This window comes from Streptomyces sp. NPDC051172, from assembly GCF_040682555.1.
Lineage (GTDB): Bacteria > Actinomycetota > Actinomycetes > Streptomycetales > Streptomycetaceae > Streptomyces.
Genome location: NZ_JBFBBE010000081.1, coordinates 24274 through 42459, shown reverse-complemented (window position 1 = coordinate 42459; position 18186 = coordinate 24274). Strand labels below are relative to the sequence as shown.

The window sequence follows — 18186 nt, the reverse complement described above, 5'->3', positions numbered from 1 at the left end:
ACGAGATCGTCGTACGACGGACGACGCTTCGACAGGCCCACGAACAGACCAACGATCCGATCAGCGGCAGGTCACACGACCTGCTGAGCAGTCACAACTGGAATACATCGCGGCCGTGACCCGGCTCGGTTCACTGCGCCGGGCCGCGGAGGAACTCCGCCTTTCCCAGCCCGCGTTGAGCGAGACGGTGCGCAATCTGGAACGGGAACTGGGAGTCGACCTGCTGGAGCGCAAGCGGTCCGGGGCGACGATGAGCGCGGAGGGGCGGGAACTGCTGCCGCACATCATCGATGTACTGGACGCGGTGGACCGGCTGCGCAGCGCGGCGGGGGAACAGCACAGGATCAGCCGGATGGTCAGGGTCGGCACGGTGAACGCCGCCACGGTCCCGCTGCTCATCCCGGCCGTGCAGGCCTTCCGCACGGCTCATCCGATGACGCAGGTGGAGGTCGTGGGCGCCCAGCAGTCCGAGATCCACCGGGCTTTGCTGGAGGGGGGTTTCGACCTCGGTCTGGTGAACCATCTGGACAGCGACGATCTGCCCGCCGACTTCGAGAGTACCGAACTGCTGCGCGGACGCCCGGTGTTGTGTCTACGCCCGGACAGTCCGCTCGCAGCGTCGTCCGCCGTCACGGTGGACGATGTCCTCGATGGTCCGGAGCCGGTGATCGCGATGCGCTCCGGCTATGTCATGCACCGCTATGCGCACCGGCTGCTGCGGGGCCGCTCCCCCGACTTCTCCTTCTCCACCGACGGCGCCGAAATGGGCAAGCTGATGGTGGCGGAAGGACTGGGTGCCACACTCCTGCCGGACTTCAGTGTCATCGGCGACCCGCTGGAGCGACAGGGCTCGATCACCTACCGTCCGATCGCCGACGACTCCACCGAGGTTCTCCTGATGCTGCAGCGCCGCCGCGCCGTTTCCGCGCCCCGGGCCGCCCAGGACCTCTACGAGGTCTTCGCGCGCCGAGCGCGCGAGCTGGGCGGCTCCCTGACGTGAGCGGGCGCCGGGTCAGTCCTCGTCGGCCGGCACCACGACGAGAAACGCGTCCGACTTGAGGTCCATGATCACCGTCGCCGGCCTGCCCTCGGCGCGGCAGCGCGCCGCGTACTCCTCCGCCGGCCACGATCCGCGCGGAGCTCCCGCAGGAAACCGCTCCAACACCTTCGCGCCCATAGCGGCAGCCACCTCCACTTGCGACATGCGGTTACAACCCTCCATGGTCCGCATGCCCGCTATCTGTGCAGACATGTGCGGGAGCCGGAGGCGTGTCCCACAGGCACTCCTTCCGCCCCCAGCAACCCGCCGACCACTACACATAAATATGAAATAAGAGCAGAATGGACTTACGCGGCGCTTACCCGCATACCGCATCAGACGCGGTCAGGCCTGCGAGTCAAAGGAGACGAGTCATGGCCAACGTCTCGCCCACCAGCAGGGGGGACATCACCACCCACCCTGATGTTTCCGAAATGCGGGATCGCTATGCCCGCATGCTTGGCGGTCGCGATGTGACGCTCTTGGACGGACCGGTGTTCCTGCTCGGTCTGTACTGCGCCGTATCCCCGTGGGTACTCCACTACACGACGAGCCAGCCCCCGCTGGTCACGCACAACCTCGTCGTCGGCATCGCGATCGCCCTGCTGGCCCTCGGATTCACCCGGGCCCCCGAGCGCATGTACGGCCTCAGCTGGGCGTTCTGCGCGGTGGGCGTCTGGATGATCATTGCACCCTGGGTCGTCGGCACCAGCCCTGACACCGGTGTGGCCCTCAACAACATCATCATCGGCGCGCTCGCCGTGATTCTGGGGCTGATGTGCGCCGGTACGGCGGCGAGGAGCGCCCCCAGGCCGTAGGAACGGACCAGGAAAGGACGGCATGGCGGCCGGTCCGCGCTCTGCGCGGACCGGCCTTCCCTCGTCCCGTCACCCGTTCAGTGGCCGGGCACCGCCCAGGGCTGCTGCGGCAGTGGGCTGCCGGTCTCCAGCAGCGACTTGAGGTTCGACAGCACCGCCGGCCAGCCGCGGGACACGTCCGACAGCGCGCCCTCGTCCCAGAGGTCCTCGTGGGTGACGGTGAGGCGGACGATGTCCTCGTGCGGCGTGATGTCGAAGGTCACCCGGGAGTGCTTGTCCTCCTGCCCCTCGTTCTGGGGGTCGACCCAGGTGGTGACCAGGCGGGTGGGGGGTTCGCTCTCCACGACGGTGCCGACGACGTCGGCGACGCGGGAGCCGTCCGTGCGGACGTGTTCCCAGCGGGAGCCCTCCCGCCAGTCCGATTCGTTGCGGTGACCCCAGTAGGCCGCGGTCAGGTCCGCGTCGGTGAGTGCCTCCCAGACCTTCTCGGGCGTGCTTCGGATGTAGGTGACGTACACGTAACTGGGTTTGTCGGTCATGGTGGCTTCCTCGGCTCGTCGTTTGACGGCGCTCAGCGCGCTCAGGCGCGGGCGCTCGAACTTGTCGATCCACCGCTCCTGGATCTCATGGAGCGGGACCGGGTTGAGGTAGTGCAGCTTCTCCCTCCCCCGCCGCACCGTGCCGACCAGGTTTGCGTCCTGAAGGACACCCAGATGCTGGGTCACCGACTGGCGTGTCATCGCGATGTGCTCGCACAGTTCGCCGAGCGTCTGACCGTTCTGCTGGTGCAGTCGGTCCAGCAGCCGTCTGCGGGTCTCGTCGGCCAGCGCCTTGAAGACCTTGTCCATCCCGGAGTCACTCCCTGATCGCACACTCAACGTTATGCAGGCAATTACCTGCATGTCAAGGAAGACGGAACCGGATGCCGCCCACTGCGGAACTTCCGGTGCGGTCCCGCGCCCCCAAGGGGCGCGGGGAACTGCGCGACCAGCCCCCACCGGCCGCGGTTTCATTACGCGCCCGCGGGCTCCGCGTCCGAGACCGCCGTGGCCGCCAGATACTCCTCCGTGATCTCCTTCGGGCCGAACGGCCACACCTTCTCGAAGCGCGCCCAGAGCACGTAGGCGACGCAGCCCAGAGCCAGCCAGGCCAGCGACCATTCGATGGGATGGCGGCCGGGCGAGTTCTTGTCCGCGTAGCCGTAGATCACACACCAGCCGACGAACGCGACGATGCTCGGCACCGGATAGAGCCACATGCGGTACGGCCGCTGCAGGGCCGGCTGGCGCCTGCGCAGCACCGTCAGAGCGACGATCTGGGCCAGCGCCTGCACGATCACCATCACCGTCGTCAGCAGCTGGATCAGTGTCGCCAGGTCCGTGTGCCGCCCGATCAGGAAGCCCACGGCCGTGATCACGCCCATGGTCGCCAGGCCCAGCATCGGGAAGCGGTGCTTGGGGTGCAGTTTGGCGTAGGGGCGGAAGAAGACGCGTTCGCGGGCCGCGTCGTACGGCACCCGCGAGCCGCCCAGCAGGCCGGTGAAGACCGAGGCGAAGGCGGTGATCAGGATGAGGACGGTGACCGTGTCCGCCGCGCCCTTGCCCCAGGTCTTCTCCAGGACCGCCGAGGCCACCGACGTGGACGCGATGTCGTCCGGGTTGCTCATGCGGTGCCAGTCGATCACGCCGAGCGTGCCGATCTGCAGCAGCAGGTAGATCGCCATGATGCCGAGGATGGAGAAGATGATCGAGCGCGGCAGGATGCGCCCGGGGTCCTTGATCTCGGCGCCCATGTAGGCCGTGGTGTTGTAGCCGAGGTAGTCGTAGATGCCGATGGTCAGGCCGCCGGCGAAGCCCAGCCAGAAGTGGTTGCTGCCCAGGTCGAAGGCGTGCGCCGGGTAGGTGAAGGCGAGGTGCGTGCTGAAGTCCGTGGCGGCGGCCAGGATGACCAGCACCACCGAGGTGATCATGACGGCCCACATCACGGCGGTGATCCGGGCGATGTGCTCGATGCCCCGCCACAGCAGGATCACGACCAGGGCGATGATGCCGAGGCCGATCAGGTCGCCGGAGCTCTGCCCGAGATGGGGGGCGAGATAGCCGAGGTACTGGACGAAGCCCACCACACCGGTCGACATGATCAGCGGGATGAACAGCATCGCCGTCCACACGAACAGGAACGGCATCAGCCGGCCCGTGCGGTACTGGAAGGCCTGGCGCAGATAGACGTAACTCCCGCCGGAGCCGGGCATCGCCGCGCCCAGCTCGGCCCACACCAGCCCGTCTGCGAGCGCGAGCAGCGCACCCGCCACGAAGCCGATCACGGCCTGCGGGCCGCCGAACGCGGCGACCATGAGCGGGATCGTGACGAACGGGCCGATGCCGCACATCTGGCTCATGTTGATGGCGGTGGCCTGGAACAGGCCGACGCGACGGACGAAACCACCGTTGGGTGGCGGACTACCGGGCATGAGGACTCCTGAAGCACCGGGCGCTGGGCTGTCCATGGCTGACCTTGTCCGGCCTTGGCTCGCCCGGCGAGGCTGTTGGCCGATAAAGTTAAGGAGCCTTACTTGATGCGTCAAGAGGCTCCATCGAACAGCTCCTCGCATACGTGAGAATGGTGCGATGCTCGCCAGTGACGCCCCAGACCAGCAGGAACAGCCCTGGAACCACCGGCGGCTGCGCAGCACCAACGAGCGGTTGCTGCTCGACCGGCTGCGCAGCGGCGGCGCCGCGTCGCGTGCCCAGCTGGCCCGGGACACCGGCCTGTCCAAGCCGACCGTCTCCAGCGCACTCGCCGCGCTGGAGGCGGCCGGGCTGGTCCACGAGGTCGGCACTCTCGCACCGGAGCGCGGTCGCACCGCCGTCCTGTACGCGCCGGACCCGGCGGCGGGTTACGCCCTCGGCATCGACGTCGGCCGCAGCTGGCTGCGGGTCGCCGTCGCCGACCTGGACGGCGCCGTCGTCGCCCGCTCCGACGTGCGCAACCGGGCCCGCAGCTCGGGCGCGATGGCGGATCTGGTGGTGGCGACGGCCCGTCAGGTGGTCGGCGGCTCGGGCGTGGCCGCCCAGGAGGTGGTGCATGCGGTGGTGGGCACGCCGGGCGTGTACGACGAGCGCCGGCGCCGGGTGCGCTATGCGATGCACCTGCCGGGCTGGGGGCGCGCCGGGCTGTTCGACCGGATGCGGGAGGAGCTGGGCGTCCCGTTGGAGGTGCACAACGACGCCAATCTGGCGGCGCTCGGCGAGTACACCTACGGAGTCGGCGCGGGCAGCCGGCTGTTCGCATACATCCTGATCGGCACCGGTCTCGGCATGGGCGTGGTCAGCGAGGGGCGGCTGTTCACGGGGGCGCACGGGCTGGCCGGGGAGATCGGGTTCCTGCCCTGGCCGGGACAGCAGAAGCCACAGCTGCTGGAGGACGCGGTCTCGGGGGTGGCCGTGGTCGAGGCGGCGCGCCGGTTCGGCATGAGCGGGCAGCTGACCGCGAAGGCGGTGTTCGACGCGGCCCGGCAGGGAAACGAGGCCGCGGTCAAGGCGGTTCAGCTGGAGGGCGAGCGGATCGCCCACACGGTGGCGGCGGCCGCGGCCGTGCTCGACCCGGATCTCGTGGTTCTGGGCGGCGGGGTGGGCCACAGCGTGGACCTGCTGCTGCGTCCGGTGCGCGAGCACCTCCGGTCGCTCACCCCGCTGCGGCCCAAGGTCGTGCCCAGCCGGCTCGGCGAGGACGCGGTGCTGCTGGGTGCGGTGGCCACGGCGCTCGGGACGGCGCGGGACGTGGTGTTCGAGCGCCGTTCGGCCGGGTCCTGACCAACTCGGCTACGGGCCGCGGTGATTGACAGGGTCCGCTCGGCGCCCCTAGCGTAACCACCGTTAGTAAAGTTTCCTAACTTTACGAAGGGCTGGAGACTCCGTGAACAGACACCGTCTCGCCACGGCCACCGTAGTCCTGGGTCTGTCGGGTTCCCTGACGACCAGCGCCTGGGCCGGACCCCATGACCGAGGGTCCGCCCCGCCGAGGCGGGTCACCCGCGTCTTGTCCGAGCCGGGCAGCACGACCGCGCTGACGGGCTACACGATCCAGTCGACGGCCAAGATCTCCGATCCGCCGGCCGACATCTCCTCCCCCGGCTACCCGACGACCGGCTGGTACCCGACGGGCTCCCGTTCCACCGTCCTCGCGGCCCTGCTCGCGAACGGCGTGTACGCGGACCCGTTCTACTCGACCAACCAGCAGAAGATCCCCAAGGCCGACTTCCAGGTCCCCTGGTGGTACCGCTCGGACTTCACGGTCGCCGACACCTCCGAGCGCACCTACCTCGACCTCAGCGGCGTGATCCCGGCGGCCGACGTCTACGTCGACGGCCACCAGGTCGCCACGGCACAGGACGTCACCGGCGCCTACACCCACCACGAACTGGACGTCACTTCACTCGTCCGCTCCGGCACGAACACCGTCGCCTTCCGCATCCGGCCCAACGACCCCGACAAGAACCTGACCATGGGCTGGATCGACTGGCTCCAGCCACCGCCCGACGGGAACATGGGCATCGTCCGCGACGTGCTCGTCCGCCGCGGCGGCCCGATCGCCCTGCGCGACGCGCACGTGGTCACCAGGCTGGACGTGCCCTCGCTCGCCTCGGCCGACCTGACGGTGAAGGCGCAGGCCCGCAACGACTCCGATGCGCCGGCGACCACCACGGTCTCCGGCAGCATCGGCACGACCACCTTCGAGAAGACCCTCACGCTGGCCGCACACGAGACGAAGACCGTCAGCTTCACCCCGTCCGAGGTCCCCGGCCTGCACGTGACCTCCCCGAAGGTGTGGTGGCCGGCCGGCATGGGCGGACAACCGCTGTACGACCTGAAGCTCACCGCGTCCGTCTCCGGCACCGTCTCGGACACCACCCAGCAGACCTTCGGCATCCGCGACGTACAGGCACCACTGAACTCCGACGGCGCCCGCCAGTACCGCATCAACGGCCGCAGGCTGCTGATCAAAGGCGGCGGCTGGTCACCTGACGAGTTCCTGCGCTGGGACCGGACGTACGTCGAGGACCGGCTGAAGTACGCCCTCGACCTCGGCCTGAACACCATCCGCCTCGAAGGCCACCTGGAGCCCGACGAGTTCTTCGACCTCGCCGACCGCTACGGCATCCTCACGCTGCCCGGCTGGGAGTGCTGCGACAAGTGGGAGGGCCAGGTCAACGGCAGCGAGCCCGGCGACAAGTGGACCGCCGCGGACTACCCGGTCGCCAAGGCGTCGATGGCCGCCGAGGCCGCCCGGCTGCGCGACCACCCGAGCGTGATCTCCTTCCTCATCGGCAGCGACTTCGCACCCGACGCGACGATCGAGAAGAACTACCTGGACGCCCTGAAGGCCGCCGACTGGCCGGTCCCGGTCATCGCCGCTGCCTCTGCCAACTCCTCGCCCCAGCTGGGCAGTTCCGGCATGAAGATGACCGGCCCCTACGACTGGATCCCACCGGACTACTGGTACGCCGAACGCGAGGGCGGCGCCACCGGCTTCAACTCCGAGACCAGCGCGGGCCCCGACATCCCCACCCTCGACACCCTGCGCCGCATGATGACCCCGGCCGAACTCGACACCCTCTGGAAGAACCCGGACGCCAGGCAGTACCATCGCTCCCCGTCGTCGACCTTCGGCACCCTCAAGCTCTACGACGACGCCCTCACCGGCCGCTACGGCGCCCCGACGAGCCTGGCCGACTACGTCCGCAAGGCGCAGCTCGCCCAGTACGAGAACGTCCGCGCCCAGTTCGAGGCGTACGAGCGCAACGCCACCGACTCGTCGAAGCCGTCGACCGGGGTCGTGTACTGGATGTTCAACAGCGGCTGGACCTCGCTGCACTGGCAGCTGATGGACCGCTACCTGGACCAGGGCGGCGCCTACTTCGGGGCCAAGAAGGCGAACGAGCCGCTGCACGTCCAGTACTCCTACGACGACCGCTCGGTTGTCGTCGTCGACAACCGGCACTCGGCCGCCTCCGGGCTCACCGCCCGGGCCACGCTGTTCAACCCCGACGGCACGCAGAAGTACGACAGGACCGTCACCGGCGTGAAGGTGAGCGGGGACGGCGCGCACAGCACCGCACTCGCCCTGCCGGCGTCGGTGTCCGGACTGGCGGCCACGTATCTGATGCGTCTGACGTTGAGCGACTCCTCCGGCAAGGAGGTCAGCCGGAACGTGTACTGGCTGTCCACCAGGCCCGACACCCTCGACTGGGCCCACACCGACTGGTACTACACGCCGACGACCAGCTACGCCGACCTGACGGGCCTCAGCGCGATGGCGCAGGTGCCGCTGTCGGCGACGGCGTCGACGGAGGTGTCCGGCGAGACGGCTACCACGACCGTGACCCTGCGCAACACCGGCAGCGGGAAGACGCCGGCCCTGTTCACCGACGTCCATCTCGTCGACACGCAGGGTAAGCCGGTGCTGCCCGTCGAGTGGTCGGACAACGAGGTCGGACTCTGGCCGGGCGAGACGGTCACGTTGACCGCGACCTACCGGACGGCGGATCTGCGCGGGTCGCTGCCGCGGGTGCGGGTCTCCGGGTGGAACACGGCGGAGCGTACGGTCCCGGCCGCATGACCGTGCGGGGCCCGGCGCGGAGACCGGGCCCCACGGGCGTCAGCTGACGTTGAGTGCCGTGTCGTCGATGACGAAGGACGTCTGCAGCGTGGAGCCCTCGGTACCGGTGAACTTGAGGGTGACGGTCTGGCCTGCGTAGCTCGCCAGACTGAAGCTGCGCTGGGTGTAGCCGCCGGCGGCGTTCAGGTTCGAATACGTCGCCAGAGTTCCCAGCACGGTCCCGGAGCTGTTGAGCACCTGGACCTTGAGCGTGTCGTAGGCCGTGCTGGTGCTGGTCTCCGCCGTGTCGACGTGCAGATAGAAGCTCAGGGCGGCGGTGGTGCAGCCGGACGGGATGGTCACCGACTGGGAGAGCGTGTCGGTGGTGGCGGTGCCGTAGCCGTCCAGCCAGGCGTAGTACGAGCCCGTACGGGCCGACTCGCCGCTGGAGTTGGTGATGACGCCGCTGGAGGCGCTCCACGTGCTGTTGCCCGACTCGAAGCCGTTGTTGCCGAGGAGCTGGGCGGCGGTGCAGGTGCCACCGCCACCCCCGCCGCCACCGCCGCCGCTGCTGCCGTCGCCGGCGAGCCAGGCGGTGGCGTTGAGGGCGAGGGCTGCGTTGGTGGCGCTGGAGTCGTTCCAGCCGTCGTAGAGGGTGTTGCCCGACTGGCCGGTGCCGTCGTCGATCGGCGAGCTGTCGCCCCAGAAGGCGACCCGTCCGCTGCCGAAGGTGCTGGTGAGGAAGAAGGCGCCGGTGTTGCCGGAATAACCGGTGCGGTACAGCAGGCCCTTGACGGAGGAGTTGTCCGAGGGCTTGAGAGTGGCAGTGGTGCCGTTGGCGATGAGGCTCTTGGTGACGGTGCCGAAGGAGCCGTGCAGCACGGGGTTGCTGCTGTCGCTGATGGCGGCCGGGTGGTCGGAGCTGATGTTCAGCGAGTCGATGGAGAAGCCGAACGGGTCGGTCGAGTCGACGCTGTTGTTGGTCATCAGGTCGTTGAGGATCTGGACCGCGTCGTAGCCGTCGTTGTTGCGGTCCGCTCCGGTGTGGTCGGAGATCATGAACAGTCCGCCGCCGTTCTTGACGAAGGTCATGATCGCCGTCTTCTCGGCGGTGGTGAAGAGGGTGTTGGGCTCCGGCAGGACGAGCGTGTCGAAGTTCGACAGGTCCGTGGCGGACGAGCCGCCGTAGGTGAGGGCGCTCGTGGCGGTCTTGAGGCTGTAGCTGCCGGTCTTCTGCAGGGCCACGCCCCACGAGGACAGTGCGCCCGTCCAGTCGGCCTCGGAGGACGGAGAGGAGTTCTCGCCCAGCGGGTCGGGCTTGCTGGTGGAGATGATCCAGTCGGCGTTGCCGGCCTCCTCGGCGTGACCGTCGTCGAACAGGACGCGGTGCGTGGTGGCCGCGTGGGCGGGTGTGGCGATGACGGTTGCCTGGGCGGCCGCGGCTGCGGTGAGCAGGCCGAACGCGGCCAGGGCGGTGGTGAGTCTTCGGCGGGATCTGGTGAGTGCGAGCATCCGGCGTACCTCCGTGTGGGGTTGGGGAAGAGCGGGCGGTGCGGGGCCGGAACTACACGCGTAGACACAGGGCATCTGCGCGCGTAGACATTCGGCCGCACCACTGGCGGCGGCCGATTGCTTGAACCGTACATGGCAGAAGTGGGGCTGAACAGGAGTCGCCGGGCCCATCGGACGGAGATTGACCCGGCGTTGACCCGTGGTTGAAGCGGAACGGACTGTCCCCCGCGGCAGTGGGCATCCGGATAGTGCGGGGGCCTTGACAAAGAGGGGCGAAGATGGAGATCTCAGGCATCATCAGTGCCATCGTGATCGGCATCATCATCGGTGTGCTCGGCCGGCTGGTCGTCCCGGGGCGGCAGCACATCGGCATCGTGCTGACGATCCTCGTCGGCATCGTGGCCGCACTGATCGGATCGGCGATCGCCCATGCCTTCGGCGTGGCAGACACCAAGGGCATCGACTGGATCGAGTGGCTCATCCAGATCGGCCTCGCCGCGCTCGGCGTCGCTGCCCTGGACCGTTCGAGGGCCCGCCGCTGACCCGACAACCGCGGTGGCACACCGGCCAATTCGAGCCCGGGCCGGGGCGCTGCGCGCCTCGCCCGGGTGCCGTCGGCGCTGCCCCGTGGCTCGCGGAGAGGGCTCGCGGAGACCTGCCGAATTGCGCGTTCCGCATCCTCTCCCCGGCCAAGCGTGTGGGGCAGCGGGGCCCCGGAGTCAGGCCCGCCGACGCGGCTCCCCTCGGCGGTCGGCGGGCCTGCCGCCTCGACCGTGCACCCTCAGCGGGAGAGTCGGGCACATCGGGAGGCTGTCCCCCGGGGCGGCTGTTTCCTCTCCAGAGGTTTCCAGCCGGAGTGGCCCGTGAGGCGGGGCCGTTCGGCCCTGGACAAGGGTCCGAACGGCCCCGGAGTTGGAATTCACCGTCGAGCCGCCAGCGCGGCGAGCCCTTCGCGGCTGGACGGGTAGCGGGGCGTCCAGCCCAGTTCCCGCTCCGCCTTCGCCGAGGACACACGCATGCTGGTCAGGAACATCATGTGCGCGTACGACATCGGCCTGGTGAACCACAGCGGCACCGTCATCGGCTTGGGCAGGCCGAACTGCTCGGCCACGCACAGGACATGGGCCCGGAACCCGAGCGGGGTGCGGTCGGTGATGTTGTACGCCTGGCCGGCGCGGCCGTGTTCGACGGCGGCGGCCACCGCGCGTGCCGCGTCGGTGAGTTCGGTCCACGGCAGGACCCGGCCGTGGTCCGCGGGGGCGGGCAGTTGCCGCTTGCGCAGCATGGGCAGGATGGCGTCGGTGCCACCGGGGCCGTAGAACAGGCCGAAGCGCAGCGAGATGCCCGCAAGACCGGTGGCCTCGAAGGTGAGTTGTTCCTTGATACGCATGCCCTCGACGTGCCGTTCCAGCTCCGGTGTGGTGCCGCGCGGGCCGAACGGGTCGTCCTCGGTGATCACATGCTCGCCGAAGTCCCCGTAGCCATAGCCGAAGACCATCGACTCACTCACGAAGCGCTCGGCGCCGGTGGCCTGCGCGGCCTCCACGAGGTGCGCGGTGCCGGCGATGCGCAGCGCGTCGGTGGCATGCATGTCGCGGTGGCGCATGGGCGCCTTGCGCAGGGCGGTCGCGGCGTGGATGACGGTGTCGAAGTGCTGTCCGTCGACGGCGCGCAGCAGCGCGTCACGGTCCATGAGGTCGGCCCGGACGCCGTTCGCCGGTCCCCGGCCGAGGCCGGTGACCTTGTGGCCGGCCTCGGTCAGGACGCGGGTGATGTGAGCGCCGAGGATGCCACTGGCTCCGGCGAGGAGGATGCTCTGGTTCTTCTGGTTCGTCGTCATGACCGTGCGACGGATCGGGCGGCCGCGGATGTGACATCGTGGTGGATGCGTCCCCGGCTACGGCACGTAGATGTAGGGCGTCGTCGTGGTCAGGGGCTCGAAGCCCAGCCGTTCGAGGATGGGGCGGCTCTGACTGGAGGCGTCCACCTGAAGGTAGCGGTAGCCGCGCTGCGCGGCGGCGCGGGCGCGGTGGGCGACCAGGGCACGGTAGATGCCGCGGCCGCGCCAGGCCTCGACGGTGCCGCCGCCCCACAGGCCGGCGAACCGGGTGCCGGGCACGAGTTCCATACGGGCCGCGCTCACCGGCTCGTCGCCGGCGAGGGCGACGGTGGCGAGGACCGTGTCCGGCTCCCCGGTGAGCTGGGCCAGCAGTTGGTGGCGCAGGCGGGAGCCGTCGGTGCCGAAGGCCTTCTCGTGCACGTCCACCACCAGGTCGACGCCCGCCGCGTCGGTGACCGGCAGCAGACGGATGCCCTCGGGCGGCTTGGCGTCGACGTCGAGGCCGGCCACCTCGGCGATCATCAGCGCCTCCTCGGGCTCCGGCTCGAATCCGGCGGCCCTCAGCCGCTGTCCCAGATCGACCGGCCGGTCGTGCCCGTACAGCTTCCACTCGAACTCGCGGCCCAGGCCGGAGAAGTACCCGACCTGCTCGGCGATCGCCGGGTCGGCGCCCGTCTCGTCGAGACCGGACCAGACGACGGCGTTCCAGCCGTGGGCCGAGGAGACGTGGCGGACCACGCCTCCGACCCGCTCGACGCGTGCGTCGGGGCCGTCGGGCCGGGCGCCTTCGCGCATGTCACGGTCGAAGAGGGCGAGCACCCCGGCATGATCCATGTGCTCACTCCAGCATCCGGGGGCGGCTGCGGCAACAGGTTTACGGGCTCCCCTTCGGCCGTACCGCCGCCAGGTATGCGCTCAGCCGGTCCCGGTTGCGGGCCAGGCAGTCGATGCGCGCCTGGATGCGGTCGAGATGGGCCTGGAGCAGTGCGGCGGTCTCGGGGGTCAGGCATTCGCCGGGCAGCAGGATCTCGTCCGGGCCGGACAGGTAGGGCAGGATCGCCCGGATCATCTCCGTGGTCAGACCGGAGTCCAGCAGCCCGCGGATCTGCTGGACGTCCTGGACCGCGGGCTCGCCGTAGTCGCGGTAGCCGTTCTCGGTACGGTCGGGGCTGAGGAGGCGCTGCTCCTCGTAGTAGCGCAGCAGCCTGGTGGGGACACCGGTGCGGCGGGAGAGTTCGCCGATCTTCATGGCCGCCTCCGGGGTCGCCCTTGCCTTCACACTGATGTGAAGGTCCGAGCATGGTCGCATGTCCACCACATTCATGGCCAAGGGCACCGCCATGCCTGTTCCGCTGCCGTGGCCGGGGCTGCTCGCCCTGTCCACGGCCGCCTTCACCGCCGTCATGACCGAACTGCTCCCGGCGGGTCTGCTGCCCCGGATGGCACCGGCGTTGGGTGTCTCCGAGACGCGCGTCGGGTTCCTGGTCACCGGGTACGCCGCCGCCTCCTTCACGGCGGCGATCCCGCTCACCGCGCTGTTGCGAGGGCTGCCCCGGCGACCGGTGCTGACCGGCGCACTGCTGGGGTTCGCGGTGAGCAATGCGGTGGTCGCGCTGTCGTCGTCGTACGGCCTCACCTTTGCGGCACGGCTGTTCGCCGGGTGCATGGGCGGTCTGCTGTGGGCGATGCTCGTCGGGTACGCGGCCCGGATGGTGCCGGCCGAGCGGCGGGGACGGGCGATCGCGATCGTGCTGGCCGGGATCACGCTGGCCCTGGCCCTGGGAGTGCCGGCGGGGGCCGCGCTGGCGGGGGCGCTGGGCTGGCGGACGGCGTTCGGGGTGCTGGCCGGGCTGGCGGTGCTGCTGGTCGGCTGGGTGCGGTGGCGGGTGCCCGGGTTTGCGGGCGAGGCGCCGGATGCACGCCTGCCGCTCGCCGGGGTGGCGCTGCTGCCGGGGCTGCCCGCCGTCCTGTCCGTCACGCTGCTGCTGCTCCTCGGACACCAGGTGATGTACACATACGTCGCCCCGTTCGCCGCGCACGCCGGTTTCGGTCGTACGGATGTGGTGCTGCTGGTGTTCGGGGCAGCCACGCCGGCCGGGATCTGGATCACCGGGGTGGTCGTCGACCGGCATCTGCGGGCCACGCTGCTCGGCGCACTCGCACTGTGCGCGGCCGCGATGCCCGTCCTCGCCCTGTACGCCCGCGCGCCCGCCGTGCTGATGGTCTCGGTCGCGCTGTGGGGCGTGGCGTTCGGCGGTGCGCCCACGCTGATCCAGACCGCGCTGGTCGACGCCTCGGGTCCCGCCCACGCGGACGTGGCCACCTCCTTGCAGACCACCGTGTACAACGCGGGCATCGCCGCGGGTTCACTGACCGGCGGTGTGACGCTGGAGAAACTGGGCCCGGGGGCGCTGCCCTGGACCGCACTGCCCCTGATCACGGCGGCCCTCGTCACCGTGGCACTCGCCCGTCGGCACGCCTTCCCGACCAGACGAAGCGCGCAGGCCCGTACGCCACGGTGGTGACGGCTCGGTGCCTCCTCCCGAGATGCACTCGTCCGGCCGCAGTGCCTACGATCTAGAAAGCCAGGACGACCAGACCAGGTGGACGGCCCGGTCTCCTCCAACGGGGGGAGGCGCTTGCCCTTGCTGCCGGCAAAGCGGCTGATGGCCGCACATATGGCGTTGGTGGCTGCCGCCACGGCCGTCTACCTGACGGTACGCACCGCGCGCGGCCCCGTCTGGGCCGTCATCGGCCTCTCCGGCACCGCCGCCGTGCTCATCGGCAGCAAGGTCAACCGGCCCGCACACCGCTGGCCCTGGTGGGTACTCGCCGCCGCACCGCTCACCTTCGTCGCGGGCGGCACCTACTACAACGTCGTCGAGGAGTACTTCCACGCCTCCAACCCGTTCCCCTCCCCCGCGGACGCCTCCTGCCTCAGCACGTATCCGCTCCTCGCCATCGGGCTGTCCGGCCTGGTCCGATACCGCTGGGCGGGCCACGACCTGCCGAGTCCGCTCGACGCGCTGATCATCCTCGGTGACGTCCTGGTCCTGGCCCTGCCGGCACGGCTGCTGACGCCGAATCCGGTCGACCGGCACAACCGGTCGGTGCAGTACCTGGTCGTGGGGACGGTGACACTGCTCGGCTTCGACATCGCCTACGGCATCCTGCAACTCGACGAGACCTGGCAGGCGGCGACGGTGTCGGCCTCGGGCTGGATGGTGTTCTGCACCGCCCGGGGCCAGGCCGCGCTGCGCCCGGGCATGGTGCAGCCGACCGCCGCCCTGCCCCAGCAGGGCTCCGCCTCGACGGTCTCGGCGGTCCGGCAGCAGGAGGTCGCGCGGTCCTGCGGGGCCGCCGTCGACCTGCTCCTGGGCACCATGGTCGGTCACCGGACCCTGCTGCTGCCCGCCGAACGCGCGCCGTATCACGCGCAGATCGTGCACGCCCGCGACCTGGGTACGGACACCGGTGCCGAACTGGACGAAGCGGCAACCGTCCTGGTCTGCCTCATGATCCCGCCCGACCGCCCGTACGGAGACGTCCCGGTCGTCCTGCTGGTCGCCGGACCGGCCGAGACGCTCGCCGAGAGGCGGGGCCCGATTGAGATCGTGGCCTCGCACGCGGGGCCGGCCATGGAGCGGATCGCCTTGCGCCAGGAGATCGTCCGCGGGGAGAGCGAGGCGTACTTCCGCACGCTGGTGCGCAACACCTCGGACGTCATCCTCATCGTGGAGGACGACAACACCATCCGGTACGCCGGCCTCTCCGCGGCGACCGTCTTCGGCACCAGTGACGTGGCCGGCGAATCGCTCCCCGACCTCGTCGGCCCGCGGGACCGGCACCGTGCGGCGCGTGAGCTGACGGTTCTCGAAGGCGCACTCGTCGCTGCTCGCCTTCCTCGCCCTGGCCACGGCGCCGGCCGGGCTGGAGGTCGACGACCGCCGCGGGGACGTGCTGCGCGCCGAGCTGCACCGCAGGGCCGGCCGGGTGCGGGAGCACCTCGACGGACTGGACGTCGGGACGCTGAACACGGACCGGCTGCCGACCATCGAGATCCCGCCGGGCGACGCGGACGACCTCGACGCGGTCGGGGCGTTCCTGTGGGAGGAGGGCATGTACGTGACGCCGGCCGCCTATCCGCTGGTGCCGCGGGACCGGGTGGGCTTCCGGATCCAGATCACGGCACTGAACCGGGACGAGGGCATCGAGCGGCTGAACGGCACCCTGACCCGGCCGGCCGCGCGGTTTCCGCTGAGTGCGAAGGTCTGAGACGGCCATGAAGACGCACAACGACGACGTCGACTGGGACCGTTGGCCGGTCGCGGACTACCTCGCGGAGAACTACCGCGATCTGCGCCCCTCCGACGCGGCGGTCATCACCCACCACTCGGCGTTCTACCGCCGCTTCGCGCCGGGCTGCATCGAGCGCTCGGTGGAGTTCGGGGCCGGACCCAACCTGTATCCCCTGATCCTCGCCGCCGCCGCGAGCCGCCGGATCGAGGCCGTCGACGCGGGGGCGAGCAACATCGCCTACCTGGAGCGCCAGATCCAGTGCGGCCCGGACGCCAGCTGGCTGCCGTTCCATGCGCTGTGCCGACGCCTCAACCCCGGTCTGCCGGCCACGCTGGCCGGGGCGCTCGCGCATGTCAACGTCGTCCACGCGGACGTCAGGGAGCTGGAGCCGGCCGGGTACGAGCTGGCGTCCATGCACTTCGTCGCCGAGGGCGCCACCGAGGACTACGCGGAGTTCACGGACTTCTGCCGCGCGTTCGTCCGCTGCGTGGTCCCCGGCGGGCACCTGGTGGCCGCCTTCATGGAGAACATGCCCACCTACCGCATCGGGCCGGTGTCGCGCTGGCCGGGCTGCCCGGTGGACCCGTCCATCGTGACCAGGGTGTTCACCCCCATGACCCGCGACCTGTCCGTCTGCCACATCGACGCCGACCCGACCCTGCCGGACTACGGGGACTCGGGGATGGTGCTGCTCACGGCGGTGGCGCGTTAGCCGAGTTCCAGTGTCGTCACGCCGAAGACGCGGTCCTGGGCGTAGGGGCGCACGGGGCCCGTGTACATGCGGGCCGTCTCGAAGGAGGGAGTGAGCCCTGCCCGTTCGGCCAGGGCGATGCCCGGCGCGTTGGTCTCGGGCACGTCCACGGCGATCTCGCTGCCGGCCGCCTCGGCGGTCAGGGCGGTGAACAGGGCCTGCGCGTCCTCGGCGGTGTCGGCGAAGAGCGGGCCGATGCGGAGCGAGTCGTGGCCGGGGCGGATCACTCCGTAGCCGGTGACACGGTCGCCGGTGCGGCGGACGAGGGCGCGGTGTCCGGTACCGGTGAGCCAGTGGGCCAGGAAGCGGGGGCGGTCGGCCGGGTAGCAGGCGCTGTCGTAGGCGGTGAGGTCGCCGAGGTCGGTCTCCTGCGCACGGTGCACGCCGGCCGGGGCCTCGGCCGCGGGCGCGGTTCCGGTGAACCGGACGGTGCGGTGGGCGAGTTCGAAGCCGGAGCGGCGGTAGTTGTCCTGCTGGGCCACGACCCCGTCGAGACCGATGGTGCGGCTGCCCGCGTGGGCCAGCGCGGTCTTCCAGGTGGTGAGGCCGTGGCCGCGGCCGCGCAGGTCGGGCCGGACGAGGTAGCAGCCGAGGAAGGCGTAGTCGGGGCCGTAGTTGACGACGGAGATCGCCGACACCGGTTCGCCGTCGATCCGGCCGAGGAAGAAGCCGTCGGGGTCCTGCGCGAAGAACGCCGCCTCGTCGGCCGCTCCCGGGTTCCACCCCTCGTCCGCGGCCCATCCGCTGATCACCGGCCAGTCCTCGGGCCCTGCCTGGGTGACGACGAGGTCTTCGAGGGCAGCGGAGGTCATGCGTGCGCTCCATTCCGTGATGGGTACGGCGGACAAGGGGCGCGGTGATCGACCGCGCCCCGCAGCATCCTTGCGGATCTTGCGGGGCGCGTCACGGTGTGATTGAGCCGTTGGCCGGGCGGGCGGGCTCAGCGCACCGCGCGTGGGCGGAAGCGGCGGCGGAGGGCGGCTCCACTCAGCACCAGGGCGGCGCTCGCCACGGCGGCGGGAAGTGTCGGGCCGGTGCCGGTGTGGGCGAGGGATGCCGCCGCCTGCCGTGGTACAGCGTGCCGGGCGGTCGCGGGCTGCGGATGCGCCCGGGCCGGTGCGGGCTTGGTGCAGTGGTGGGTGTGACCGCCGGAGGTGTTCGTGGACTTGTTGCCGTCGGCCGTGTTGCCGACGCCGATCACGTCGGCCGTGTTCCCGCTGACGTCGACCGGGACATGCACCGGGAGCTGGACGGTGTTGCCGGAGATCACGCCCGGCGAATCCTTTCCGCTGCCGTGGGCCGTGCTGCCGCCGGTGGAGGAGCCGCCCGC

Annotated in this window: 17 protein-coding genes; 8 read left to right on the top strand and 9 right to left on the bottom strand. The window is 70.4% G+C overall.

The features are described from left to right. The first annotated feature begins 115 nt into the window (after positions 1-115). On the top strand, positions 116-1000 hold the full coding sequence (locus tag AB0N07_RS35425; protein ID WP_365842280.1) for a LysR family transcriptional regulator: 885 nt from the start codon (positions 116-118) through the stop codon (positions 998-1000). 12 nt (positions 1001-1012) lie between these two features. Here AB0N07_RS35425 and AB0N07_RS35420 read toward each other — a convergent pair whose 3' ends face one another. Continuing rightward, positions 1013-1204 (bottom strand): hypothetical protein, encoded by a 192-nt coding sequence (locus AB0N07_RS35420; RefSeq protein WP_365842278.1) that lies wholly within the window; start codon positions 1202-1204, stop codon positions 1013-1015. Positions 1205-1413: 209 nt separating this feature from the next. Here AB0N07_RS35420 and AB0N07_RS35415 point away from each other — a divergent pair, with 209 nt between their 5' ends. After that, positions 1414-1857: an SPW repeat protein gene (locus tag AB0N07_RS35415; protein WP_365842276.1), complete on the top strand. Its 444-nt coding sequence runs from the start codon at positions 1414-1416 to the stop codon at positions 1855-1857. Positions 1858-1934: 77 nt separating this feature from the next. Here AB0N07_RS35415 and AB0N07_RS35410 read toward each other — a convergent pair whose 3' ends face one another. Both AB0N07_RS35410 and AB0N07_RS35405 read right to left on the bottom strand, forming a co-directional pair. Next, entirely contained in the window at positions 1935-2705 is a 771-nt protein-coding gene (locus tag AB0N07_RS35410; protein ID WP_365842274.1) for a metalloregulator ArsR/SmtB family transcription factor, read from the bottom strand. Between the two features lie 164 nt (positions 2706-2869). Then, positions 2870-4327 carry an APC family permease gene (locus AB0N07_RS35405; protein ID WP_365842272.1) on the bottom strand — a complete coding sequence of 486 codons (1458 nt, stop codon included), beginning with the start codon at positions 4325-4327 and terminating at the stop codon, positions 2870-2872. Between the two features lie 157 nt (positions 4328-4484). Here AB0N07_RS35405 and AB0N07_RS35400 point away from each other — a divergent pair, with 157 nt between their 5' ends. Then, positions 4485-5669 carry an ROK family protein gene (locus tag AB0N07_RS35400; protein ID WP_365842270.1) on the top strand — a complete coding sequence of 395 codons (1185 nt, stop codon included), beginning with the start codon at positions 4485-4487 and terminating at the stop codon, positions 5667-5669. Positions 5670-5772: 103 nt separating this feature from the next. After that, the gene (locus tag AB0N07_RS35395) at positions 5773-8475 is read left to right on the top strand and encodes an exo-beta-D-glucosaminidase (protein ID WP_365842268.1); all 2703 of its coding nucleotides are present in this window, start codon (positions 5773-5775) and stop codon (positions 8473-8475) included. Positions 8476-8514: 39 nt separating this feature from the next. Here the strand turns inward: AB0N07_RS35395 and AB0N07_RS35390 are convergent, their stop codons facing one another. Continuing rightward, entirely contained in the window at positions 8515-9966 is a 1452-nt protein-coding gene (locus tag AB0N07_RS35390) for a hydrolase (RefSeq protein WP_365842266.1), read from the bottom strand. Between the two features lie 278 nt (positions 9967-10244). Here AB0N07_RS35390 and AB0N07_RS35385 point away from each other — a divergent pair, with 278 nt between their 5' ends. Then, positions 10245-10508, top strand: coding sequence for a GlsB/YeaQ/YmgE family stress response membrane protein (locus AB0N07_RS35385; protein WP_365842264.1), 264 nt, complete (start codon positions 10245-10247; stop codon positions 10506-10508). Between the two features lie 377 nt (positions 10509-10885). Here AB0N07_RS35385 and AB0N07_RS35380 read toward each other — a convergent pair whose 3' ends face one another. From AB0N07_RS35380 to AB0N07_RS35370, 3 genes are read right to left on the bottom strand one after another with little or no spacing between them, the layout of a single operon-like run. Next, a complete protein-coding gene (locus tag AB0N07_RS35380; RefSeq protein ID WP_365842262.1) occupies positions 10886-11806 on the bottom strand; it encodes an NAD(P)-dependent oxidoreductase in 921 nt (306 codons plus the stop codon). 57 nt (positions 11807-11863) lie between these two features. Then, positions 11864-12640: a GNAT family N-acetyltransferase gene (locus tag AB0N07_RS35375; protein WP_365842260.1), complete on the bottom strand. Its 777-nt coding sequence runs from the start codon at positions 12638-12640 to the stop codon at positions 11864-11866. A 40-nt stretch (positions 12641-12680) separates the two neighbouring features. Then, the gene (locus tag AB0N07_RS35370; protein WP_365842258.1) at positions 12681-13055 is read right to left on the bottom strand and encodes a MerR family transcriptional regulator; all 375 of its coding nucleotides are present in this window, start codon (positions 13053-13055) and stop codon (positions 12681-12683) included. Positions 13056-13113: 58 nt separating this feature from the next. Between AB0N07_RS35370 and AB0N07_RS35365 the strand changes: the two genes are divergently transcribed. The 3 genes from AB0N07_RS35365 (at position 13114) to AB0N07_RS35355 (ending at position 16817) form a co-directional block, all read left to right on the top strand. Beyond that, the gene (locus AB0N07_RS35365; protein ID WP_365842256.1) at positions 13114-14331 is read left to right on the top strand and encodes an MFS transporter; all 1218 of its coding nucleotides are present in this window, start codon (positions 13114-13116) and stop codon (positions 14329-14331) included. A gap of 120 nt (positions 14332-14451) precedes the next feature. Then, complete coding sequence (locus AB0N07_RS35360) at positions 14452-16092, top strand: PAS domain-containing protein (protein WP_365842254.1); 1641 nt, start codon at positions 14452-14454, stop codon at positions 16090-16092. After that, positions 16089-16817 carry a class I SAM-dependent methyltransferase gene (locus AB0N07_RS35355; RefSeq protein WP_365842252.1) on the top strand — a complete coding sequence of 243 codons (729 nt, stop codon included), beginning with the start codon at positions 16089-16091 and terminating at the stop codon, positions 16815-16817. Before AB0N07_RS35360 ends, AB0N07_RS35355 begins: the two co-directional genes overlap by 4 nt. Here the strand turns inward: AB0N07_RS35355 and AB0N07_RS35350 are convergent. Together AB0N07_RS35350 and AB0N07_RS35345 are read right to left on the bottom strand one after the other, a co-directional pair. Further along, positions 16814-17668 (bottom strand): GNAT family N-acetyltransferase, encoded by an 855-nt coding sequence (locus AB0N07_RS35350; RefSeq protein WP_365842250.1) that lies wholly within the window; start codon positions 17666-17668, stop codon positions 16814-16816. The two genes, AB0N07_RS35355 and AB0N07_RS35350, sit on opposite strands and share 4 nt — an antisense overlap. A 128-nt stretch (positions 17669-17796) precedes the next feature. Next, positions 17797-18186, bottom strand: a 390-nt coding sequence (locus tag AB0N07_RS35345) for a chaplin (RefSeq protein ID WP_365842248.1), incomplete at its 5' end; no start/stop codon positions are given.